This window comes from Butyricimonas sp. (genome assembly GCF_019423355.1).
GTDB classification, from domain to species: Bacteria; Bacteroidota; Bacteroidia; order Bacteroidales; family Marinifilaceae; genus Butyricimonas; species Butyricimonas faecihominis.
Genome location: NZ_JAHZBP010000001.1, coordinates 359,359 through 382,732, shown reverse-complemented (window position 1 = coordinate 382,732; position 23,374 = coordinate 359,359). Strand labels below are relative to the sequence as shown.

Here is a 23,374-nt window from a genome sequence, read left to right as displayed (position 1 = left end):
ATACGCCTCCATTTTTAACAATTCAAACAATCAATAATCGTTCGTTTAAAATTCAATACAGCACGCTGATAAACAATAATTTACAATAAATACATATTACAAATACAATCTTTTTTACTTGTGCAAATATCTGATTTTCAATAAATACAAAAATTCATTTTTAAAGAAAATCAAGTAGAACCCCTTAGCACATCAATTATCACGAAAAAAGGTGGCCAAACTAATCTGGCCACCTTCACTTATAACTCGAAAGTCTATTATATAATTACCATATAATCATCAACCGCATTTAGAAGAACCGCAAACCTTACAAATCAAACAACCCTCTTGATAAATAACGGATTTAGAACCACAATTCTCGCAAACAGAACCCGTAGCTTCCGTCCCATCCGGAATAAATTTCCGCAGCGCTCTTTCCACACCATTCTTCCACGTGTTGATATTTTCATTATCGAACTCCATGGCAGCAACCAAATCCACGATTTGATTGATCGGCATACCATAACGCAAGACCCCGGAAATCAATTTCGCATAGTTCCAATACTCTTTATTAAACTTATATGATAACCCCTCGACTGTCGTCTTGAAACCTCTCTTATTTGAGAACTGGAAGTCGTAACGACTATTTCCCTCTTCATCCGTGTTCTTTACAATCTTACCGTCGGTCACGGCTTTCGGCAACATGATTCCCTCTTCATCATCAGCGATACCGGTAAAGATCTCGTAAGGACGTCCGTCATACAAACCGATAAAGGCAATCCACTTCTCCTTATTATTTTGGAAACGCACGATTTCTGCATCCAATTCTTTCGGACGCTTGGCAGGCATTGCTCCATCCGTCTTCTTATCTTTATTGGAAACCAAAACTCCGGAACGAGAACCGTCACGATAAACCGTACATCCTTTACATCCACTCTTCCAAGCCTCAATATAAAGCTGTCCAACTAACTCCTCTGAAACATCTGCAGGCAGATTCACGGTAACACTGATGGAGTGATCCACCCACTTTTGTACACGTCCCTGCATACGCACTTTAGCAACCCAATCAATATCATTAGAAGTAGCTTTATAATAAGGTGACTTAGCCACCATTTCATCAATCTCCTCGTTCGTGTAGCGCTTATGAACATCATACCCGTTTTTCTCCATCCAAACGGCAAATTTATGATGGAACACGATAAACTCCTCGTAAGCATCCCCCATCTCATCCGTGAAATCAACATGCACGTTCTTGTCATTCGGGTTCACCTTTCTTCTTCTCTTGTAAACCGGCAAGAATACAGGCTCGATACCGGAAGTAGTCTGGGTCATCAAACTAGTTGTTCCCGTCGGGGCAATCGTCAAACAAGCAATATTACGACGACCATATTTCACCATTTCCTCGTACATCTCTGGGGAAGCCTCTCTTAAACGAGAAATAAAAGGATTATTTTTTTCTCTTTCAACATCAAAAATCTTAAACGCACCACGCTCCTTAGCCAGCTCGACAGAAGAACCATAAGCGGCAACAGCCAGCTGTTTATGAATATCCACGGAAAAATCTATCGCCTCATCACTACCATAACGCAACCCGAGAGCAGCTAACATATCACCTTCAGCCGTGATCCCAACCCCGGTACGACGCCCTTCTCTGGCTTTTGTTTTAATTTTCTCCCACAACCGAATCTCAACACCCTTCACCTCGTTGTCTTCCGGATCTGATGCAATTTTTTCAAGAATGGCATCTATTTTCTCCAATTCCAAATCAATAATATCATCCATCAAACGTTGAGCAATAGCCACATGTTTCCGGAACAACTCGTAATCAAAATATGCGTCTTTTTCAAAAGGATTTACCACGTAAGAATACAAGTTAATCGCCAGCAAACGACATGAATCATACGGGCACAACGGAATCTCTCCACAAGGATTCGTAGAAACAGTTCTGTAACCCAAATCAGCATAACAGTCAGGCACGCTCTCCCGAATAATCGTGTCCCAGAACAAGATACCCGGTTCGGCAGATTTCCATGCATTATAAACAATCTTATTCCACAATTTTACCGCACTAATCTGTTTCACGTTTTTGGGCTCGTCAGAATATACCGGATATTTTTGAATATAATCACGTTCTTCGATAACCGCATTCATGAACTCATCATCAATTTTCACCGAGATATTAGCTCCGGTAACTTTCCCCTCAGTCATTTTCGCGTCAATGAAACTTTCTGAATCCGGGTGATTGATGGAAACACTCAACATCAACGCTCCCCGCCGACCATCTTGTGCGACCTCCCGGGTCGAATTCGAATAACGCTCCATGAAAGGAACTATTCCAGTAGATGTCAAGGCTGAGTTTTTCACCGGAGATCCTTTCGGACGAATATGAGATAAATCATGCCCTACTCCACCTCTTCGTTTCATCAATTGCACTTGCTCTTGATCAATTTTCATTACCCCACCATAGGAATCAGAAGGACCATCATGCCCTATCACGAAGCAGTTAGAAAGGGATGCAATTTGATAATCGTTGCCGATTCCCGTCATCGGCCCTCCTTGCGGAACGATATATTTAAAATCACGCAACACCTCGAAAATTTGTTCTTCACTCATCGGGTTCATGTAATTTCTTTCAATCCGAGCGATCTCTGAAGCTAAACGATGATGCATATCATCCGGATTCAACTCAAAAATATTCCCGTAAGAATCTTTTAAAGCGTACTTGCTTACCCAAACACGGGCAGCCAACTCATCCCCCTTGAAATAATTCAAGGAACTGCTATAAGCCTCCTCCTGCGTGTAGACTTTCTTTTCTTTCACAGTTTCTTTTTGCTTTTCCACTTTCTTCGTAGTTTGTTCCATTAGCGTATTATATAAATAGTATTTTTGCAACCAATTCTATAAGGACAAAACTAAAGAAAAAAAACTTCTTGGAAAAATATTTTTACTAACAAAACAGGAAAGTTTTCCAAAAGGAACACATAATTACATCATAATCACACGATTAATACTTAAAGAAAAGTTGAAAAATTTTCCAAATATAAAATCAATACAAACTACAAATATTCTACGAAAATATTTTGCTTTAATAAAAATTGGACTTTACATGATAAATACCTTATTCCAAAACACCCAATAAGACACGCAAGTAGCTATCTATTTTTAGCTATTTATACGTTTAAATATTTAAAAAGATCTAATAAAGTTCCTTGATTTCTTCAGAAATATTTACATGCATCTTTTTCTCGTCATGAGAAATATCCAAGACATATTCATCGGATACGGGAAGAAGAATTTCTTTAGAAAATATTTTTATCGTGAGAACCACGTTACCTGAATAATTATCCACCTGCTCCACGACACCCATCTCTCCCGTCAACTCGTCCAGCACGGAATAGCCAATTAAGTCTGAAAGCTCAAAAGGCAATTCATTCTCTTCTTCCAACAGGTATTTATCCATTAGCAGGTCACATCCCACCAAACGATCCGCCTGTTCTTTCGAGTCAACAAAATCAAATTTGACAATATAAGAAGAATGGTTTCTCTCCGTCAAACCATCTTCGGCAATATAAAAGGGAACCGGTGCTCCTTCTAAAAGAATAAACACCGGTTCATCCATGTATTGTTCAAGAAGATCATTATCCGTATAAACAATAAGGGCTCCCTGTAAGTTATGAGTCTTACCGATCTCTCCTATCTTTACGCAATCTTCTCTCTTGACCATAAAATTACTCTGCTGCTGGAGTTTCTGCTTGAGCTTCCGGAGCCTCTGCTGCGGCTACTTCAGTTGCGGCAGCCTCTACTTCCGCTCTGGCAGCAGCTTCTGCTTCAGCTTTTGCAGCGGCAATTTCTGCTTGTTTTTTAGCCACGATCTCAGCTTTAGCCTCTTTTACTTTAGCCTCAGCTTCCAAACGAGCCTTATAAGCGCTCTCTGATTCGTTAGCCAAACGAGCAATTTTAGCCTGAATTTTAGCAATCTTCTCTTTTTTCCAAGCTTCAAATTTCGTGTCAGCAGCAGCCATATCAAATGCACCTTTCTTCACACCTTCCAACAAGTGCTTTTTCATAAGTACTCCCTCGTAAGAAAGAATTCTTTTAGCCGTGTCAGTCGGTTGAGCTCCGGTCATCAACCAGTATAACGCTCTGTCGAAATTTAAATCAATTGTAGCCGGATTGGTCATCGGGTTGTAAGAACCAATTCTTTCAATGTAACGACCATCACGCGGCGCTCTACTATCTGCTACCACTACATGGTAGAACGGACGTCCTTTACGACCGTGTCTTGCTAATCTAATTTTAGTTGCCATTCTTTTTAATTTTAACTCAGTAATTACTTACCTATTCTCGATAGGCAGGTGCAAAGATAGTCAATTAATTGAAAGTTGAAAATTCTTTTAGGGCAAAACATTTTGAAAAACACGTTCTATTTCTTTCAGGTACTTCGGATTAACAACAATCTCCTTATATCTGTTTTTCAATATCAACACGGCTTCCTCCGGTAATTCATTATAATACTGCATCACGAAATTATTCCCTATATCATCCCGAATCTGTTCGTGCAATCCCAATTTATTCAACTCGTCAATATAAGAATTCACGAATTGTTCCGGTTCTGACATCAAACCAGCCAACTTCTCACCCAGCAAATTATTCCAATAGGAAACCTCGTAAATTTTATAGCGATACACACGTTGATAAACATCAATATCATTCTTTGGCAACATCCGATCAAATATATTGAAATCAGCGGGGATCTCACTTTCATCTTCCCGGTTCAATAACGAATGATACATGGGATAATAAAAATAAGAGGCTGCCAACGGCACTTTCACTTGTATTCGAAATAATTTCACAAACGCCGGATCACAAGAATTCTTTTTCACGAATGCAGAAATAATACTATCATTAAAATGCACGATAGAATCCATGATCTGTCTAAAATCATTTGGCGGAAGTACAAACATCTCTTGCGTGGACGGGAACCATTGTTTCTGATAATAATCAGCCATCATCCGTGTCTCTGAATTACTCCCCTCTAAAAACTCAACGGATTCGTAATCTCCCTCTTGTACTTTCTTCACATCCATTTTCAAACGAACACTCTTTCCCGGTTGCAAATAAAGAGGAAAAGCGGCCTTCCCATTTGCCAATCGCACATAACCCGCTTTCGTCAATGGTAGAACAGCCTCAAAACTCCCCATACTATCTAAAGCAACAGTTATCGTTGTATCTTGCCCGCAAATTTCAAAGTACAATTTATCCCCTTTATAATGAAACAAATCACCCGAAATCTGCACTCCATTAATAGGATTGCACGCCCACAGGCATGCAATCCATAAACCTAGGCACCACTTCATCGCTTACTTCACCTTAGTAAAATGATACCTGATCATGTGCATCTCCATCGGGAATTCCCCTTCTCCCGACCAAGCTGCAAGATCTTTATACGTATTATACAAGAAATCTGTCGGCTCATAATCAAACACAGTTACCTCCAAGGTTTCATTATCTTCTAACAATCTAAAACCAACCTGCACGGACCTCAATTTTTCATTTACACCCGAGAAATTGACATTTGCCTGACTCAAATTCATCATGGACACCGTCACCTGAGGCGGTCGTCCGATTCCCCCAAATTCATACAAATAAACCAGTTGCTCTTTCAAGAACGTGACATCGGCATCTCTAAAATACTTTGCCATATCTCCGGTCGCATGAACTTTCAACCGAGTTCCACCATTCACAAACTCCAACATATCCGTCGGTAAATTATTTTCCGGCATATTTGCGATCTCTTCCCCACCATACCATGCATTATTTTTCACGTAATCCATTGATGTCAATTCTTTAAACACCCATTTGCCTTCTAACCGATCGGGAGTCGTCATTCCCTTTATATAAATTTCGGTTTGATCCACATCACCCGGCAGAATACGATCATTTCCATCCGGTACTAACAAAAACAAGGTCGTTTTCCCCTCTTCCCATTTCAAAAATCTAATCTTTATCGTCCCGTAACTCTTCTTAGCTGGAATAACAAACATTTTGTCGGGATTATCCACAAATTCATAATGTACATTTTCTATCGCGGTAGAATGTTCCCCCACGATAAAAGGAACTTTTGTATCCGTACTCGCCGAAAAATATTTTCCCGTATTCGCATCTTTTGCATCCATTCGAATCTCTACCTCCCCGGGTAGAACGTAATTCTCTTCTTGGAAAGAACAAATTAACTGTCCTTTTGTCAGCACCTCGATCAAGGTGAAATTATACTCACCAAGCACGTATCCATCAACAGGATATAATTCCAGTTTTATCGTCTTTCCATCCTCGAAATTATTTTTAGGTGTTACGGTAATACTAGCGGTACTCTCTCCCGCAGGAATAACGAACTCATTAGCAGAAAGCTCATATTCTTCTCCTTGCACGGCAGCCCCCCTTATATTAAACTTAACAGAAGTGTTTGCTGGTACCGGCTCTGAAACCCGAATCTCAACATTCAACGGCTCTTCCGCATCCAGAGTATAGATTAATTCTGAAAAAGCCAGTTGAGGCCCTTTCTCTTCACTGTCGTCATCGTTACATGCCACAAAGCACATCGACAACAGTAGGCAGATAAACGATATAATATTTTTCATCATATTTCACTTAAATCTTTAGCTATTACAACCCTTGAATCGCATTATTATACTCCTCCTTCAACAACCGTATTTCTTCCCGTTCCTCCAAAGTCAGCGGTCTCGCTTTAGGTAGCTGGTAATCCTGACTTTCCGTCAAAATACGCGGTGGTACATCATCTGGTTTATCACATCCTCCACAAAAAGCCAATAAAACAAACCCTAAACCCATCAATATTATTCTCGTTTTCATATTTACCTCCTTTTCATTACTTGACATAGCCTTCATTTTGAATCATTCCCGGAATCAAATCAATATCCCTTGAAGGAATCGGTGCGGTATACATAAATTGTTTCGTCTCGTATTTAAGCCCATCCTTGGCAATCCAGAACTCCGGACATCCGTTCCGTTTTAAGTCGAACCAACGGTCTCCCTCCATGAACAACTCTTTCCGTCGTTCACAATGTATCGCCCACAACAATGGGGTAAAAGCCTCTCCTTCCGCATTTACCCGAACCAAGGCAGTTTCATCCACGGCAGGTAAATTTCCCATTGTATAAGGAGTATAACCTGAAATCCGTTTGGACCTCAACAGATTTAGATATTCAAGAGCCTCTTTTGTCTGATTCAAATAAGCGTATGATTCAGCTAAAATCAAGCACATCTCTGCACTCCTGATACAAGCCAGCGGGACCTTCTGAGCCTCTCGCTTATTATTAAACAAAAATGAATACCGAACATCTCGCTCTTTCTCAACAAATAAGTCAATAAAACTTTTACTTACCGGTTTCACAGCTAAATATCCCTTCGCTCCATTATAATTTTGATCACCGCTAACGTGAGATAACACATAGGAACGTAAAAGAATATTACCTTTTTGTGCATGTTGAGCAGATAACATATCAACATACTCTGTCCCCTCCACCAACGGATAAGCCTCCAATATTTCTTTTGCCACGGGTATAGCCTGTTCCCAATTCTGAGACCAAAAATATAGCCTAGCCAAATAAGCTTTTGCCACATCCACCGTGTAACGGAAAATTTCCGACTTGGAATTATAAGAAATCCCCTTCTTTAAATCTTCCTCTATAAGCGACACGACCTCCGACAAGCTTGACCGTTTCGGTCGCGCTTCCATATCAAAACGTGTCACGATAGAAAGCCCTAATTGTTCCCCAGCCTTTTGCTTGTTATAGGGTTCACAAAAAAGACGCATCAAATTGTAATAAGCGACACCTCTCATCGTGTATGCCGTGGCATAACATGACTTTGCCATCTCAGTATTCTCCTCTTCCATTTCATGTATCACCAGATTACAGTTCTTTATTAATGCATACAACTTCTCGTATTCAGACTTAAATGAATTCAAACGATCTCCTACATATTTGGGAATTGCTCCCATCCCTGTCACATTTTTAGTCAAACTATTCTCTACGTTATCACTAAAACACTCTAATTCCAATTTTTCCATGGCATTACCCAATATGGCCTCATCATAGCCATCATCGATCTCGCTCAAATGGCTATTTAACAAAGCTGCAAACTCCTCAGCAGTCTTAGGAATAACCTCACCTTTCGGCTTCACATCCAAGTACTCTTTACAAGACACGCATACAAAGAATACCATTAAAAGCACACTTATATTTTTCAAATTCTTCATAATCTCACAAATTAAAAGCCTAAACTAAGTCCAAATGAACAAGAACGTGCCAAGGGATAAGTTGCCCCGGGTGTTTCCGGATCTAACCCTGAATAATTTGTTATTGTAAATAAATTCGTCAGGATAAAAGAAAAACTCAAGGAAGAAATACCCATTTTACTCACCACATCCAGAGGTAATGAATAAGACAACGACATATTCTTCACCCGCAAGAAAGAAACATTCTCCAACATGGTTGCCCGAGTAATCGTACTAGAAGTCGGATAAATCTGGTCATAATAGAGTCTTTCGCCATAAGTATCAATAATTCTAGGATACTTCGTGCCAGTTCTGTTATCTTCTGTCCAGCGATTAGTCACGTCTTTCCTCACATTCAAATGGTTCACGTACAAATCATTTTCACTAGTCGGAATCTTTTCCCCCGATGACATCCCAGTAACACTTATTGTGTTATAACTTACTGGTGATGTTATCTCATCCACAACCTTTCCTCCTAACGAATAAGCACCACCAACACTTAAGGAGAGTGTTTTCCATGAGAAACTAAAATTAAAACCTCCCGTCACCGGAGCCGTTGACGTTCCTTTATAATATATATAGTTATTCACATCACTCAAATCAGTCGGTTTCAAAATATCTGCATCTGGACGTAATTTATATTTATACAACCCGGTTTCCGGGTTTATTCCCATTGACTTACCTGCAAAAATCGAACCTAAAGGATAACCAACAAAATTGTTAGCCGAATACGATATAGGAGAGGTGTAACGTTTCAATATATTACTATTCCAAGCAACATTTACCGAAGCATTAAATTTAAAATCCCTATACCTGAAAACAAGTGCCTGCAATGTTGCTTCAATTCCTTTATTCTCAATCTGAGAGGTGTTATAACCTTGTCCCCTGAACCCCGTCACATAAGGAACATCAACACTTGTTACAAGATCCTTACTCAAACGATAATACGCCTCAACCAAACCATTAATTCGATTATTAAAAAGTCCGAAATCCAAAGCGACCTTCATATCCCGTGTTTTCTCCCAACGTAAATGAGGATTAGGAGCTTTCCGAACTTCCCCGATTCGAAGATTTTCCACGTCGGTTTTCCGATAAGAAGTAGAGTAATACATAATCAACTCCGGTTTTTCTGTTTTATTCACGTTTCCGGTATATCCCATTGCCACGCTCAATTTTAAGCGACTAAGAACAGGACGAAGTTTTTCCATAAAATGTTCATCTCCCACGTGCCAAGCCAACCCCAAAGACCAAGTCGGATTAAACTGTTCGTCACTACCGAAATTATTGGATCCATCTGTACGGAAAGAGAGACTGGCAATATACTTATCATACAAACTATAATCCACGGAAGCATAAAACGATGCGAAACGGGTTTCTTCAATAGACTGCCCGGCAAGTCCATCAATCAGATTCGCCATATCCACCAATTTATTATAGTCAACCTGATCATCTGTCTTTTCCGGAGCCGGGGTAGAAGAATTTCCGGTAACAGGATCATAACCATAGCGTTTTTCGTAAATACTCTTCGCTTTAGAACCTCGTATTTCTGCTCCGGCCAATACCTGCAAGCGATGAATCGAATTGAAAATATCCGAATAATTCAGTTGTCCTCTCGCACTATAATTTGTATTATTAGCTGAAGATTGAGTTATCGACCCGTAAGTTCTCCGACTATTCCAATCGTCCAACTCGCTAGGTTTATCCTTAAAAGCGGCATAAGTATCAATTCCATTTATATTATCCGACTTATTATTGATAAAACTATAAGAAAGCAAACCCGAAAAACGGAACTTTGAAGAAATTATATAATTCAAACTTAACATCAAATTGGCAGCATAATCATCCGCAACACTAGATGTCTCATTAATTTCACGCATAATATTATACCCGTTAGCAGGAAGTATGGCCTCTCTTCCGCCATTAATTTGATTCAAATTATAATAAGTATAATCCGGCCTGTAGGAGCCGTCTTCATTATACGGCTTCTCGTAAGGATTGGCAAAATAAGCATATTGGAAAGGATTCACGTTTAACGAAGACCCATCCGATTTTTGTTGAGAAAAATCAACACCCAAATCTATCGAAACTCGCTCGTGAGGATTCAATTTTACCTTTGTAGATAAACTATACCGATCGTATGAAGTCTTTCTTAAAATTCCATTATCCTTCGAATAACCAAAAGAAACATAATATGTTGCAATATCAGTTCCCCCGGACAAAGACAAATAATGATTCATCGAAAAAGCAGTCCGAAACAACTCGTCAAACCAATTGGTCGTAGTTTTAGATAAATCTGCGATATAAGCATCTTGCTCTGCGGCACTCATTGGTTCAAACCCCTCGTCTGTCCAGACCTTACCATCTTTCCCCAACTTATTAGCTCGTAACATCCCGACAATACCAACCACAGGATAATACGTTCCGTTCGTAAATCCATCCGCCGAGAATTCATTCCACAGCTCTTGTTCCCAAGCCAATTTTTGTTTTGAGTTCATCAAATCACCATCCCTTTGCGGTTTCATTACCATCGAAAAATTAGCCGAATAATTCACAGCCATTTTCCCAATCTTACCTCGCTTCGTTGTGATAACGATAACCCCACCTGCAGCTCTTGAACCATAGATTGCGGCAGCAGAAGCATCCTTCAATATGGTAATATTCTCAATATCATTCGGATTAATCCCGGCAATACCGTTAGCAAAAATATCATTAAAATCACCCGCTTTAATTCGTCCTTTTTCAATACTCGGTATATTACGTTGCAAAGGTACCCCATCAACAACCCACAAAGGTTCTGCGTCCCCGGTAAGCGTATTCGTTCCCCGAATCCGAATCTTTGCTGATTCACCCGGACGACCGGATTTGGCCACGATACTCACTCCGGCCACCTGTCCTTGCAACAATTGATCTATCGACGTGGGGACCTTATTTTCAAACACCTCTCTGCCCACCACGGCCACGGAACCCGTGGTTCGTTTTTGAGTCGTCTGCGTGTACCCCGTGGAAACGATAACCTCATCCAACTGCCCCACAGCCATCTTCAACACCACATTCACGTGTGTCTCCGTGGCTCCCAACTTGACATCCTGCGTCTCCATCCCGATAAAAGAAAACTGTAAAACCTGATACCCATCCGGCATATCCAAAACAAAATTCCCGGTAGCATCCGTCGAGACTCCCATAGTGGTTCCTTTAATCATTACCGTAACACCGGGTAACGGCGCCCCGTCCTCGTCTTTTACACTTCCCCTAATCACCTTAAACTTTTGTTCGGATGATTCTTGCGGAGCCTTCTCCAACAAAATAATCCGATCTTGGATTCGATAACGTAACCCTGTACCCTTCAACACCTCTTTCATCACGCTATCCAAAGAAACTTCCTTGACATCAACTGTTATTCCTCCAAGATCCTTCACGAATTTCTCGTTGTATACAAAATTATACCCGGATTGCTTTTTGATCTCTTCAAGCACTTTAACCAGTTTCTCGTTTGTCACCTTCAAGGTTATCTTTTCCGGTGAATGTCCTGCCCAAAGTGTGCCCGATGCGAATAACAGTAGCATCAAAAATGCACAACACTTGTTGAATTTCCTGAAAAAAAACTTTTCTACCATCATTTTTACCTATATTTGTGTGTTATGTCTATATAACATTTTGCGTTAAAGAGATTAGGAAAGACCAATTAGCCTAATCTCTTTTCTTTTGTACATAGACGATTTTGCGTTCTACTTTAAATGATACAGAAGTTGAGGATTCAATAACGGCAAGCAAAGACTCTAACGAGACGTCGCTTGACACATCTCCGGTATAGTACTCTTCCTCAAACACTTGTTCCCGAATAACGGTTACATCATAATACCGGGACACCCGTTTCAAAATTTCCGTTAACGAGGCATTCCTAAAACTGAAATTACCGTTCTTCCAAGCAACATAATGTTCCGTGTCACACTTTAAAACTTGAATCTTAGCCTGCACGTCATACATATTCACTTCTGCCATATGCCCCGGGGTAATTATCCGGGATTCCCCTTTTCCCGCCGACACTTCCACGAGTCCCTCTACCAAAACGACAAAACTTTTTCCTTCATCCTCGTACGTGTTCACGTCAAAAGTTGTCCCCAGAACCTTCACATCCATCTTATCCGTACTCACGATAAAAGGACGGGTACTGTCTTTGGCAACCTCGAAGTATCCCTCGCCATGCAAACTGACCTCTCTTTTATCTTTACCGAAAGACACCGGGTATTTTATTTTTGAATCCGCATTCAGCCACACTTTCGTCCCATCCGAAAGAACTAAATGGTAAAATGTCCCTTTCGGAATAATCAACTGGTTAAACTCCAACTCCTTCTTATGCAAAGAATCCGGTCGAACATACTCCAAACGATTCCCGGAATAAAGTTTTGTCCCTTTATCCAATTTTACCTCATCTTGCTCTACGTTCGAAATATCCACCACTTCTCCGGTTGACAATACAAGACAAACATTATTTTTCCGTCCCTGTTCTGCCAAAACAACACGTTCCTCTCTTGCACCTCCCAACCATAACCACAACCCACTTGTTATCAACAAACAAATACTCGCCGCAACAGTCACTCCCACTCTTATATTTCTCCTTCCCTGTTGTTGCCGTTTCTTGAAATCTTCCCATTTCATATCAACATCCACCCCGTCATACCGTTTTTCTAACTCTTCCGTGGAAATTTTTTGCAGGTTTAAAAAGACACGTTCTCCCTCCTTGGATTCATTCCTCCATAAATCCAACTGTCTTCTCTCCGAATCATCCAACCCGGTAATCCGTTCTTTACAGATTAATTTAGCTATGAATAAATACTGACTTATCTCTTTCATCTAACTCTCGTTTCCCCAATAACGATCGAGAGAAAAAACAGTATAGGTGAAATTTTTATTTTTTTCAAAAAAACTACGACAACATGGTAATCATTAAAAATAAATGCCCCAATGATTTATTCAACTCCCTATAAGCAACCGATTTATGAAATTTCACAGTTGTTTCACTTATCCCCATTTCCTCCGCAATCTCTTTATTCTTCTTGCCCTCTAAATGTAATTTTATCACGGCCTGCACTTGAGGAGTTAACGATTTGATCGCTTTATGAATCAAGAAACGACTCTCTTCATCTATGATTGCCTGCATCAAATAATCACTTGTCTCCCGTTCCTTCGAATACTCACTTGAATAACGTTCTTTGATTTTTTCATGACGAATATAATCCAGACACTTGTTTCGAAGAGTTCGATAAATAAAAGCCTGCAATGCCATTTCTGAATCAAACACTTTTAAATGTCGGGACCAAACAATAATGAAAGTTTCCTGCACAATATCTTCCCGTACATACGAATCATCAATAAAACGAGAAGTAAAGGCAAAAAATTTGGGGAAATGCTCTTTAAAAAAGTGCTTAAAAACAAGCACTTCCCCATTCAAAAATCGAATATACTCACCTCGTTCCTCTGTCATTAAACGATCCTTTTTTGATCTTTTACATTTTCAAGGAAGATGTTAAAGTGTGATAGGTGAAAAAAAATCAAGTACCTGATAATTAGGTTAAGCTAAAAAATGTTATCTTTGAATTACTAATAATTTTTTGTCGAAAATAATTATCAAAAAAGGATCGTTTAATCATTATCAATCAATGCTACTCATATCGACATTATCTAGTCTCTGACCCAAAAGATTTTCAATAAAATAATACCGGATAAGATTCACATAATAAGGAGAACCCAAGCCGTGGTCCGCCCCGGGAATAAGCATCAAATCAAAGCGTTTATTCGCTTGCATCAGAGCATTGGCCAAACGAATCGTATGAGCCATATGCACGTTAATATCCATATCCCCCGTTATCAACAGTAACTTTCCTTTCAAGTTTTTAGCCAATTCGATCGTCGTAGGAATTTTGGATTCAAACGAATACATCACGCTATCCTGTTTCCCCACTTTCTTCTCATGCATTTTCACGCCATGATAAGTTTCACCCCACCATTTCGTATATATATTATTATCATGATTACCGGATGCAGCAACCGCAACTTTATAGAAATCCGGATACGTCAGAATAGAGGCTGCAGCCATAAAACCACCTCCGGAATGTCCGTAAATACCCACCCGGTCCAAATCAATAAAAGAATATCGGTTAGCCAACTGTTCGATCACGAACTTACAATCCGCCAAAGCGTAGTCCCTCAAATTTCCATACCCGAAACAATGGTAATTCCGTCCCCGGGTAAAACAACTCCCCCGAAAACCGACATTAATCACGATAAAACCCAACTGAGCCAAAGACTCGTTTCCATTATCATCCAACGTGAAAGACTGTGGAACAAAATTCTCTTGCGGTCCCGGATACACGTTTATGATAATCGGGTACTTCCGTGTCGAATCCATATCAAACGGCCGGTACATCACGCCATAAAGATCCGTAATCCCATCAGCCGCTTTCACCTTTACCCGTTCCGGTTTCCTCCATCCCATCTCGTACAGCAAGCGTAAATCGGGACGTTCCAATTCCATAATTTTCCTTCCCTTCGTGTCTCTTAATTCGGCAATCGGCTCCTGATCCGCCCGGGAATAATTATCAATCAAATATTTCCCGTTCTTGGCCAGATCAATCGAATGAAACCCGTCTCCGGGAGTTAACAACGTCAAATCGGAACCATCAAAATTCACTTTATAAAAAAGACGATACTCCGGATTTATTCCCTTCTCCCGACCATACCCCTCAAACACGAAACTACGTCCCAACGTGTCCATCTCCGTAATTCTCCCTGCCACGAAATCCCCTGTTGTCACCGGATTCTTTAACTGCCCCTCCTTGTTATAAAGATAATATTGTCCCCAGCCGGAACGTTCCGACCACCAAAGAATATCCTCCCCTCCATTCAGAATTCGACATTCAAACAATTGCTCTGTAAAATGTGGTTCACAACGTTCGTGAATAATTTCAAAAACCTCTCCTGTACGGGTATCTACCCGGCAAAGATCCATCTCGTCACACGTCCGGCTCTTACGGGTAAAATAAATATATTCCGGGTATTTATTAAAATCAAAAAGCATCACTTTCACCTCCTGATCCGGATATTTCGCAATGTCAACCACCTGATGCGATCTCTTCTCTGCATCAAACAAATGTAAATCATACGTGTAAACATACTTTTCCCCCGGCATCGGAAATTTATAAGTTTTCAATGTCGGACGGGGCTCTGCCAGATGATCAATCAAATACCCCTCCCCCACGTTCCGACGATCCTGCCGCAGACAATAGAACACCTTGGAATCCCCCGACCAAGTAATTGATGCCCCTTCCTTCTTGTCCGTATCCTTATCCCGCTGAAAAGAATATGAATAATAACGTTCTCCATCCGTCGTTAACTGGTAAGAAGTTGTGTCCCCCTTTTCCTGTATATACACGTTATGTTTGTAAGCATACACCATATAATTGCTATCCGGAGACCAGCGCTGCCAGTAAGGAACCCGGCTAAAACTATTCTCTTTTCTTTCCCGTGAATATTCTTTCAAAACATCACGTTTCACATCGTATTCAAAATCTTTCCCGTACTTGGAAAACATCAATCGATAAGGATTATCCCCTTCAAAACGGAACCCTCCCAATTTAAAATCCCGAACATCTTCAGTTTTACCTGTCAATTCCGCTAATCTTGCGGCAAGCCGTTCCGTCGAAAATAATTTTTGCTTTTTCCCCTTCTTGGCATCCACCAAATAATACACCGTTCCGTCACCCGTCGTGTAATAATACCAGAAAAAATCAGAATTCCCGATCCACGAAGGATAAACCGATAAACTGTGGACATAATCAGAAAGATTTCTCTCGGAAAATTTGGCACAAGCTTTAAAATCCGCCTTTTGTGCGAATACACTACTCCCCATCAAGAAGAGTAGTATACATACAATACTTCTCATCATGTTTAATACATTTTGCGTTCTACATAAGCACGATTACACGGTAAAGACCAATAAACCATGAAACCGCTTGCCTCAAAAGTAACTCTTTTTTCAACAAATTCCCGCCTATACCTTAAAAATAAAATAAGGATGTAACAAAAAACTTTTATCACATCCTTATTTCCCAAATTCCAATACAGACCTAACAGTCGCCACAAACGATCAAATCCTTTCGAATTCCGGTAACACCATATCCAACCATTTGCTTATTCGAGCATCCGTTTTTTCCGATTCAAAATCTTCATCCAAAGGTAGCCCCACAAACAGATCATCGATCACGGCAGTGGAATCCTCGTACACGTACCCGTCCGTCGAAGTCTTTCCCACGAGAGTTCCGCCTAGTCCCATCACCAATTCCGCCATATACCCCATACCATCCACGAAATTCTTCGGGTAGGTCACGTGATCACCCAAACCGACAAGAGCCACGAAACGATCCTTCAAGGAAATCTTACGCATACTCGGGAAGAACTTGGCCCAACGATCCCGCTGTTCCCTCTCCCAAGTACTACGCCCTAAAGAAGAACATACCAGTATCAAATTCTTGTAGTCCAGCAACCGATCCGCCTGAACATCACTCACGCAAAACATATCCACCTTATCCGCTCCGATCTTCTTCTTCAGTATCTTGGCTACCCGGTGAACACTTCCCCCGGCAGGAGAATAAAAAATCCCCAACCACTTCATCTCGCTCGTCCGCTCATCCAACAGATAGTTGCCTTCCAGATCGGCCGTCAAACGTAAAGGACTATCCTCCTCCACGCCCTTTTGATTCGAACCCGGTTTCTTTTGTTCAATCTTATTTTTATCCATAAAAATATAGTTTATAGTGATTAAACCATTATTATCAACTATAAACTATACGGTAAGAAAGACGAAAAGTTATAGACGTCTATTTTTTATGCGTGGCAATTGCTAACAAAACTCCTAGGACAACCCCCAGCAGGGCTGCAAACAAAACCCGCATATCACCCGGCAACAAGAAGGTGATCGTGTGAGCCGGGAACCAGAAAAAAGGAATCGTCTTCTTGAAAACGAAATTCCACTGTACCCGCCAATTCAAATTTGCCATGATCTCCCCCATCTTGATCGGGGTAAAGAAACCGGATAACGTCCCACCATGACTCAGTATATGCGTATCCGTGATCTTATGCAACGTCATAAAAACAGGAGCGAAAATCGTGTTCTGTGCCACGGAAATACAGAAGGCCACGAACACCTTATCCCACGATAAACTCTCCCCCATCACCGTAACAGCATTTTCCATACCCATCGTCTTCAGAAAGACCGGAACCCCGCTTGAGAAAATCGTCATTGCCATACTGATACCCATTCCCAGCACACCCCACACGATAGCACGGGGCCAGATCCCGAAACCACTCCGGTTATACACTCCGGCACTGATCCTCAACCCGATACATTCCCCTAGTGTTGACAAGATTGCGAACTTCAAAAAGCTCATAATCATACCATGCTCGGCATTAAATGTTTTATAAAAAGAATACACGGCATCAGACACGAAGAAAGGCAACAGGCATACAATAACACACCCGATAACAATAAAATCACTTTTTTTCATCACACATACTTTACCCGTTTCCCGGAAAACCACACCCTCCCGGGGAATTTTAAACATTATTTTTCTGTACTCTCGCTCGACGCATCCGTGTTCCCGTTCTCCGGACTTTGGTTCACCGGGCGTCCTTATTCACTTCCTCCTTGGGAGAGGAATAGAAGAAATCAAATCCTTTTTTCCAACCGCTACTGATACGACCAAAACTTAGGAGTATTGCCAGCAGCAATACTCCTATTATAATGATCATTTTTCTCTCTTCCTTACTATAATTTTTCCAAGCTCGCATGAGAAATTCCTATTTCTCGATACGGATACGAGCGTCTACAGCCACCACGTTATCTTTATTCCCCAACAACGGGTTCAAGTCCATCTCGAAGATTTCCGGGGCAACCTTCACCAAAGCAGAGATTCTCATCACGGCCTCGGCAAACTTATCCTCGTTCACGGGTTCCTGTCCGCGAACACCTTGTATAATCTTGTAAGATTTCAACTCTTTAATCATGCCATGAGCCTCGTCTTTAGACATCGGGGCCAATCCGGCCTTCACGTCTTTCAACACCTCGATAAAGATACCTCCCAACCCGCAAAGTACCATGTGACCGAACTTATCATCTCGTTTAGCACCGATAAACACTTGCGTTCCGCTCAACTGTTGAGCCAGCATGATCGCGTACGTATCCTTGATCTGCATCATCCGCTTGAACTCACGACGAACAGTCTCCTCGTCGCTCACGTTCAACACGACTCCACCAACATCCGATTTGTGGATCGGTCCAACAACTTTCATCACCAGCGGGAACCCGATCTCTTTTGCCATCTTAACAATCTCCTCCTCGTTATCAGAAACTCCCTCTTTAGCTCTCGCTACCCCGGCAGCATCCAACAAAGTATGAATCTCGTCCGGAGACAAATAACCGTTTTGCGCGTTATCCACCACCTCACGGATCTTCTTCACGTCCATATCCGGCATTTCAAAATGTTCCGGTTGCGGGGCTGGAGTCTTGTAAATCTTGCACAAGGCATTTCCAAACAACACCTCATCCGGGAAATAAACACGACCTTTAGACACGAACTCCGCAATCTCGTCCTTCACGATCTTGGAAGAAGGGAAAATCGGGAAAATCGGCTTCTTGCTCGTCTTCATCTTCTCGTCAAGTACCCTGTACACGTCGAACACGGGGAACAAACCGGGGCTACCGAAAATAACCGCCATCCCGTCAATATTGTCAAAATCCTGATCACAAGCATCCAGAATATATCCTAATTGTTCAGCCGTACCCGTTGCCAAGAAGTCGATCGGGTTACCCACGGACGACCCGGCAAACAATTTCGTCAATAACTCCTGCGCTTTCTCGCCTTCAATATGCGGAACATCCATTCCACCGTTAGAAAGAGCATCCGTCAACATAACGGCAGGTCCACCGGCATGAGTCACGACAGCCATGTTACGACCTTTCATCTCCGGGTGCATGAAAATTCCTGCAACCGTCATCAACTCGTCACGCCCGTTACAACGCACGATACCAGCCTTGCGGAACAAAGCCTCCACGGCAACATCCGAACTGGCTAAAGCTCCCGTGTGAGAAGAAGCGGCACGACTTCCGGCTGCAGAACCTCCTGACTTAACGGCAGCGATCCGGCATCCCTTGCGAATCAAAGAAGACGCGTGCTTCAACAGCTTCTCCGGCTTTTCGATGCTCTCCACGTATAATAATTTCACACGAGAACTCGTCTTCGGATCAAACGACTCGTCCATGTATTCCAAAATCTCCTCTACACCTAATTGAGCTGAATTACCCACGGAATACATGCTATTGAATTTAATTCCTTTTTGCATCCCGGAGTCCATGATAAACAATGCCGTTGCACCAGAACCGGAAATCAAATCCACCCCTTGCGGGTTCAGTTCCGGGATCGGGCTCGTGAACACCCCACTGTAATGGTTTGTCAAGACACCGATACAGTTCGGTCCGATTAATGATCCACCTACCGAATTAATCGTCTCCACAATCTGGCGCTCCAACTTGGCTCCCTCCTCGTTCTCTTCGTGGAACCCGGCAGAAAGGATAATAAATGCTTTCGCGTTCTTCTGTTTAGCAAGCACTTCCACGGTTGACGGGCAGAATTTAGCGGCAATCGCTAAAATAGCGCAATCCACCTCCGGAAGATCCTTCACGTCACGATACGCTTTAATTCCCTGCACTTCATCCATCTTCGGGTTCACCACGTAAAGCGAACCTTTGAAGTTCCCGTCTTGCAAATTCCGCAACACGGTACCCCCGGGTTTATGAATGTCGTCAGAACCACCCACAACCACAATGCTCTTTGGCTCAATTAATTGTTTTGCTATCATATATTTCGATTTATTTTTAACTTCCTCTTTAATTTCAAATGGATGATCGCTGTTACAATCATCCATTTGAAGTTTTTTATTCCTAGATATTATTGAAGAATGTCAGAAACTCCTGTACTTTCTGTACCATCTTCTTCGAACCCGTGTACAACGGCACCCGTTGATGGAGAGCCTCCGGCTTTATCTCCAAGATTCGTTGCTCCCCGTCCGTGGCCAACCCTCCGGATTGTTCGGCGATAAACGCCATCGGGTTACACTCGTACAACAATCTCAACTTTCCTGTCGGGTGAGAACTTGTCTGCGGATATAAGAACACCCCACCTTTCAACATATTCCGGTGAAAATCGGCTACCAAAGACCCGATATAACGGGACGTGTACGGCCGGTTCGTTGCCTCATCTTTCTCCTGACAATACTTGATAAATTTTTTCACACCCACGGGGAAATTCACGTAATTACCCTCGTTGATAGAATATATCTTTCCGCTTTCCGGTGTTTGCATATTCGGGTGAGACAAACAGAACTCCCCGATAGAAGTATCCAGCGTGAAACCATTCACCCCGTTACCGGAAGTATACACTAACATGGTTGATGACCCGTAAATCACATAACCGGCAGCCACCTGTTCCGTTCCGGGCTGGAAGAAATCGTCCATCACGAGCGGTTCCCCGATAGGAGAAATACGTTTATAAATAGAGAAGATCGTACCCACGGAAACATTCACGTCTATATTTGACGATCCATCCAGTGGGTCCATACAAATGATGTACTTCCCGTCCTTACTTAATCCTTCCTCGAAAACCACGATGTCCTGATTTTCTTCAGTAGCCACCCCACAACACTCGCCACTCGCCCTCAACTCATCCATAAAAGTTTTGTCGGCATAGACATCCAACTTCTGTTGGTCCTCTCCTTGCACGTTGATTGAACCCACCTTTCCAAGTATATCTACCAAACCAGCCTTATTAACCTCCCGGTGAACCTTTTTGGCAGCGATACCTATGTGGTGCAAAAGTCGTGAAAATTCTCCGGTAGCCCCGGGAATCTCGGCTTGCCGTTCAATAATAAATTGATTTAAAGTTGTAACTTTATGCATTATCATGGTTATGTGTTTTAATTTTTTTGCAAATATAAAGTTATAATCTTTAATTTAAAAGGTTTGCGGGTTTTATTCCGCTTCTTCCTTTCAAATCCTTACGCGTATAGCCTAAATTCACGGAGAGGCCTGCAATCGATGACGAAACATCAATCTTCTCTCCGCCGTATACCCCTCATCACGAAGATAAAGCGTTTCCCATCAACATTATGACGTATCCATATTGATACTCAAGTTCATCTTAAAGCATTACGTCAATCCATCACGAGAAGTTTCATCAGTAGGCACGAACGGCTCGGACTTCCGAGCTCCCAACTTTTGAATATCCCGTATTGCTTATTCCATCAGCCATGGAAGCATAATAATATTTCGAAGAGGTACCCTCCTTTTTCTCTTCCGTCGAACTTCCATGCACGATTGCTTCTATCAAATCTCCCTGTTCTCTTTCAATAATCACATTTAATTGATCTCGATGTAAAAGGATCCATTTTATTTCATTCAATGCCGGTAGATACCATCCACTTCCCAAATCTTGACAAGCTTTGAATGCCGGATAATTGTCTAATTTATCATCATTTTTCTTGATAAAACTTTCTAATGCAATCAAATTACTTTTGCCATCATTATAATTCACCACACCAATAAGAGAACTTGCCCCTTTTGCTTTATCACTACACCATTCTATGCTTCCAAGCGATTTACTTGACACCTCTCGTCCCCTGTAAGCATTAATTCCCGTAATGTCAGTCATAAAGGAAGATGTATTTTCATCATATCCCGTCACTTTCCCCACCGCAAAAATCACCCCATCACCCCAAGCATCCCCGACCTTCGGGGCCACCAAAGACAACTCATCCCAATCATCCCCTAGCAACTCCTTATCTTTAAAATAATAATCAAACTCATCTCCCGTCACTGTATGGAAGTGAGCTTTATTTAATCGTAAAGTTCCACCTTCAATCTCTCGTGGAAACACAAATTCCATCTTATTATTCGCCACGGGAACATTCCGCACTTCTCGGTCGTGATGTTCAGAAGACAAATACAAATCCGCTCGATCAACCACCACCCCATTTGAAACATCCGTTAACGTTACCACCACGTTCTGCCCATCTTCAATCACGACATCAATTGGTGGCTCCGACTCGTCCCAATCTTCAACCTGAATGCTAACCACCACATCCTTATCTCCCGCCCCCGGATACCGATTTACCAAAATATTACACTTATATAATTTCCCCTTCTCCAATGGCATCCCCTCATTCAGGACAGTGTATGACTTTTCCTCCCCGCCCAGCAAGAAATGAAACAAAACCCTATTCCCCTCAATTTTTTGAGGCAAAACAATTACTTCAAAATCTTCTGCCACCCGTGCCTCTATATCGTCAACGGCATTACCTAACGTCAATTCACCCGTGGCAATATTGAAATTTCCCTCCTGAATAACATTTACAACTTTAAAGTCCGTTATTTTATTCAGATCAACCGTCTCCGGGGTATCCGTTTTGAAATGAAATTTCATTTTAGCAAACTGATGGCAAAAATTCAATGTAATAACTTTTTCCACCCCCCGATAACGTTCTTCCGATTTCACGTAAAGGAAATCAGAAGACAACAAGGCTTCCTCTGTCTCCTGAACGTTGGGTATGGAAACCGGAACAGCCAAAAGATCCGCTGGGACGCTCTCCAGCCCTTTACAATAAAATCCATATATATTTATCGGGTTATCCGGGTACACGTGTTTCTCTCCGTCTGCAAAACTCAAACTACCATCCGCCTCACTATTCATCAGGTAAAAATCCTCGTTTGCTGGCAAACAAAGCTCTTCCCCTTCCTGTTCCACGATATACAACCCCACCTTATCCCCTACATTAAGTCCCGCCCTCGACCCTATCTCGGCTTCTTGCATCTTGAGAATATCCACTTGAAAACAAATTTCCTTCTCTTCCGATTCTTTCGTGATCATACGACTACACCCGCAAAGAGCTATCAAGCCCATAAAATACAACAACCAGCTTTTTTTCATCATTCCAATTTTTATAATTAATACCATAACACGCCATTCCTAACAGGTGAGATCGCTTGTAAATATA

The 23,374-nt window shown here is 41.7% G+C and carries 17 protein-coding genes; all 17 read right to left on the bottom strand.

The window, feature by feature from the left end; all coding sequences use genetic code 11:
- Window positions 1-279: 279 nt before the first annotated feature.
- On the bottom strand, window positions 280-2,841 hold the full coding sequence (locus QVC79_RS01555) for an adenosylcobalamin-dependent ribonucleoside-diphosphate reductase (protein ID WP_270595246.1): 2,562 nt from the start codon (window positions 2,839-2,841) through the stop codon (window positions 280-282).
- 334 nt (window positions 2,842-3,175) lie between these two features.
- Window positions 3,176-3,703, bottom strand: coding sequence for a ribosome maturation factor RimM (rimM, locus tag QVC79_RS01550; RefSeq protein ID WP_270595245.1), 528 nt, complete (start codon window positions 3,701-3,703; stop codon window positions 3,176-3,178).
- A gap of 4 nt (window positions 3,704-3,707) precedes the next feature.
- Window positions 3,708-4,286, bottom strand: a complete 579-nt coding sequence (locus QVC79_RS01545) for a 30S ribosomal protein S16 (protein WP_270595244.1) — start codon at window positions 4,284-4,286, stop codon at window positions 3,708-3,710.
- Window positions 4,287-4,373: 87 nt separating this feature from the next.
- Complete coding sequence (locus QVC79_RS01540; protein WP_270595243.1) at window positions 4,374-5,336, bottom strand: hypothetical protein; 963 nt, start codon at window positions 5,334-5,336, stop codon at window positions 4,374-4,376.
- Between the two features lie 3 nt (window positions 5,337-5,339).
- On the bottom strand, window positions 5,340-6,617 hold the full coding sequence (locus tag QVC79_RS01535; protein ID WP_270595242.1) for a hypothetical protein: 1,278 nt from the start codon (window positions 6,615-6,617) through the stop codon (window positions 5,340-5,342).
- A 25-nt stretch (window positions 6,618-6,642) separates the two neighbouring features.
- Window positions 6,643-6,849: a hypothetical protein gene (locus QVC79_RS01530; RefSeq protein WP_124317231.1), complete on the bottom strand. Its 207-nt coding sequence runs from the start codon at window positions 6,847-6,849 to the stop codon at window positions 6,643-6,645.
- Window positions 6,850-6,865: 16 nt separating this feature from the next.
- On the bottom strand, window positions 6,866-8,257 hold the full coding sequence (locus QVC79_RS01525) for a RagB/SusD family nutrient uptake outer membrane protein (RefSeq protein ID WP_270595241.1): 1,392 nt from the start codon (window positions 8,255-8,257) through the stop codon (window positions 6,866-6,868).
- Between the two features lie 11 nt (window positions 8,258-8,268).
- A complete protein-coding gene (locus QVC79_RS01520; RefSeq protein WP_270595240.1) occupies window positions 8,269-11,892 on the bottom strand; it encodes a SusC/RagA family TonB-linked outer membrane protein in 3,624 nt (1,207 codons plus the stop codon).
- A gap of 70 nt (window positions 11,893-11,962) precedes the next feature.
- On the bottom strand, window positions 11,963-13,126 hold the full coding sequence (locus tag QVC79_RS01515) for a FecR family protein (protein WP_270595239.1): 1,164 nt from the start codon (window positions 13,124-13,126) through the stop codon (window positions 11,963-11,965).
- A 73-nt stretch (window positions 13,127-13,199) separates the two neighbouring features.
- Window positions 13,200-13,757 carry an RNA polymerase sigma-70 factor gene (locus QVC79_RS01510; protein WP_151412231.1) on the bottom strand — a complete coding sequence of 186 codons (558 nt, stop codon included), beginning with the start codon at window positions 13,755-13,757 and terminating at the stop codon, window positions 13,200-13,202.
- 168 nt (window positions 13,758-13,925) lie between these two features.
- Complete coding sequence (locus tag QVC79_RS01505; RefSeq protein ID WP_270595238.1) at window positions 13,926-16,217, bottom strand: S9 family peptidase; 2,292 nt, start codon at window positions 16,215-16,217, stop codon at window positions 13,926-13,928.
- A gap of 201 nt (window positions 16,218-16,418) precedes the next feature.
- Complete coding sequence (locus tag QVC79_RS01500; RefSeq protein WP_270595237.1) at window positions 16,419-17,069, bottom strand: flavodoxin domain-containing protein; 651 nt, start codon at window positions 17,067-17,069, stop codon at window positions 16,419-16,421.
- Between the two features lie 79 nt (window positions 17,070-17,148).
- Entirely contained in the window at window positions 17,149-17,835 is a 687-nt protein-coding gene (locus QVC79_RS01495; protein WP_270595236.1) for a hypothetical protein, read from the bottom strand.
- Window positions 17,836-17,947: 112 nt separating this feature from the next.
- A complete protein-coding gene (locus tag QVC79_RS01490; protein WP_270595235.1) occupies window positions 17,948-18,118 on the bottom strand; it encodes a hypothetical protein in 171 nt (56 codons plus the stop codon).
- Window positions 18,119-18,127: 9 nt separating this feature from the next.
- A complete protein-coding gene (locus QVC79_RS01485; RefSeq protein ID WP_270595234.1) occupies window positions 18,128-20,185 on the bottom strand; it encodes an acetate--CoA ligase family protein in 2,058 nt (685 codons plus the stop codon).
- Window positions 20,186-20,267: 82 nt separating this feature from the next.
- Window positions 20,268-21,287, bottom strand: a complete 1,020-nt coding sequence (gene fbp, locus QVC79_RS01480) for a class 1 fructose-bisphosphatase (RefSeq protein WP_206513592.1) — start codon at window positions 21,285-21,287, stop codon at window positions 20,268-20,270.
- Window positions 21,288-21,558: 271 nt separating this feature from the next.
- The gene (locus tag QVC79_RS01475) at window positions 21,559-23,307 is read right to left on the bottom strand and encodes a fimbrillin family protein (protein WP_270595233.1); all 1,749 of its coding nucleotides are present in this window, start codon (window positions 23,305-23,307) and stop codon (window positions 21,559-21,561) included.
- Between the last annotated feature and the right edge of the window lie 67 nt (window positions 23,308-23,374).

Coding starts and splice junctions, on each gene's coding strand:
- rimM (WP_270595245.1), bottom strand. CDS start 3,703: ATGGTCAAGAGAGAAGATTGCGTAAAGATAGGAGAGATCGGTAAGACT.
- QVC79_RS01540 (WP_270595243.1), bottom strand. CDS start 5,336: ATGAAGTGGTGCCTAGGTTTATGGATTGCATGCCTGTGGGCGTGCAAT.
- QVC79_RS01495 (WP_270595236.1), bottom strand. CDS start 17,835: ATGAAAAAAAGTGATTTTATTGTTATCGGGTGTGTTATTGTATGCCTG.
- QVC79_RS01520 (WP_270595240.1), bottom strand. CDS start 11,892: ATGATGGTAGAAAAGTTTTTTTTCAGGAAATTCAACAAGTGTTGTGCA.
- QVC79_RS01485 (WP_270595234.1), bottom strand. CDS start 20,185: ATGATAGCAAAACAATTAATTGAGCCAAAGAGCATTGTGGTTGTGGGT.
- QVC79_RS01525 (WP_270595241.1), bottom strand. CDS start 8,257: ATGAAGAATTTGAAAAATATAAGTGTGCTTTTAATGGTATTCTTTGTA.
- QVC79_RS01490 (WP_270595235.1), bottom strand. CDS start 18,118: ATGCGAGCTTGGAAAAATTATAGTAAGGAAGAGAGAAAAATGATCATT.
- fbp (WP_206513592.1), bottom strand. CDS start 21,287: ATGATAATGCATAAAGTTACAACTTTAAATCAATTTATTATTGAACGG.
- QVC79_RS01475 (WP_270595233.1), bottom strand. CDS start 23,307: ATGAAAAAAAGCTGGTTGTTGTATTTTATGGGCTTGATAGCTCTTTGC.
- QVC79_RS01545 (WP_270595244.1), bottom strand. CDS start 4,286: ATGGCAACTAAAATTAGATTAGCAAGACACGGTCGTAAAGGACGTCCG.
- QVC79_RS01515 (WP_270595239.1), bottom strand. CDS start 13,126: ATGAAAGAGATAAGTCAGTATTTATTCATAGCTAAATTAATCTGTAAA.
- QVC79_RS01535 (WP_270595242.1), bottom strand. CDS start 6,617: ATGAAAAATATTATATCGTTTATCTGCCTACTGTTGTCGATGTGCTTT.
- QVC79_RS01500 (WP_270595237.1), bottom strand. CDS start 17,069: ATGGATAAAAATAAGATTGAACAAAAGAAACCGGGTTCGAATCAAAAG.
- QVC79_RS01510 (WP_151412231.1), bottom strand. CDS start 13,757: ATGACAGAGGAACGAGGTGAGTATATTCGATTTTTGAATGGGGAAGTG.
- QVC79_RS01530 (WP_124317231.1), bottom strand. CDS start 6,849: ATGAAAACGAGAATAATATTGATGGGTTTAGGGTTTGTTTTATTGGCT.
- QVC79_RS01555 (WP_270595246.1), bottom strand. CDS start 2,841: ATGGAACAAACTACGAAGAAAGTGGAAAAGCAAAAAGAAACTGTGAAA.
- QVC79_RS01505 (WP_270595238.1), bottom strand. CDS start 16,217: ATGATGAGAAGTATTGTATGTATACTACTCTTCTTGATGGGGAGTAGT.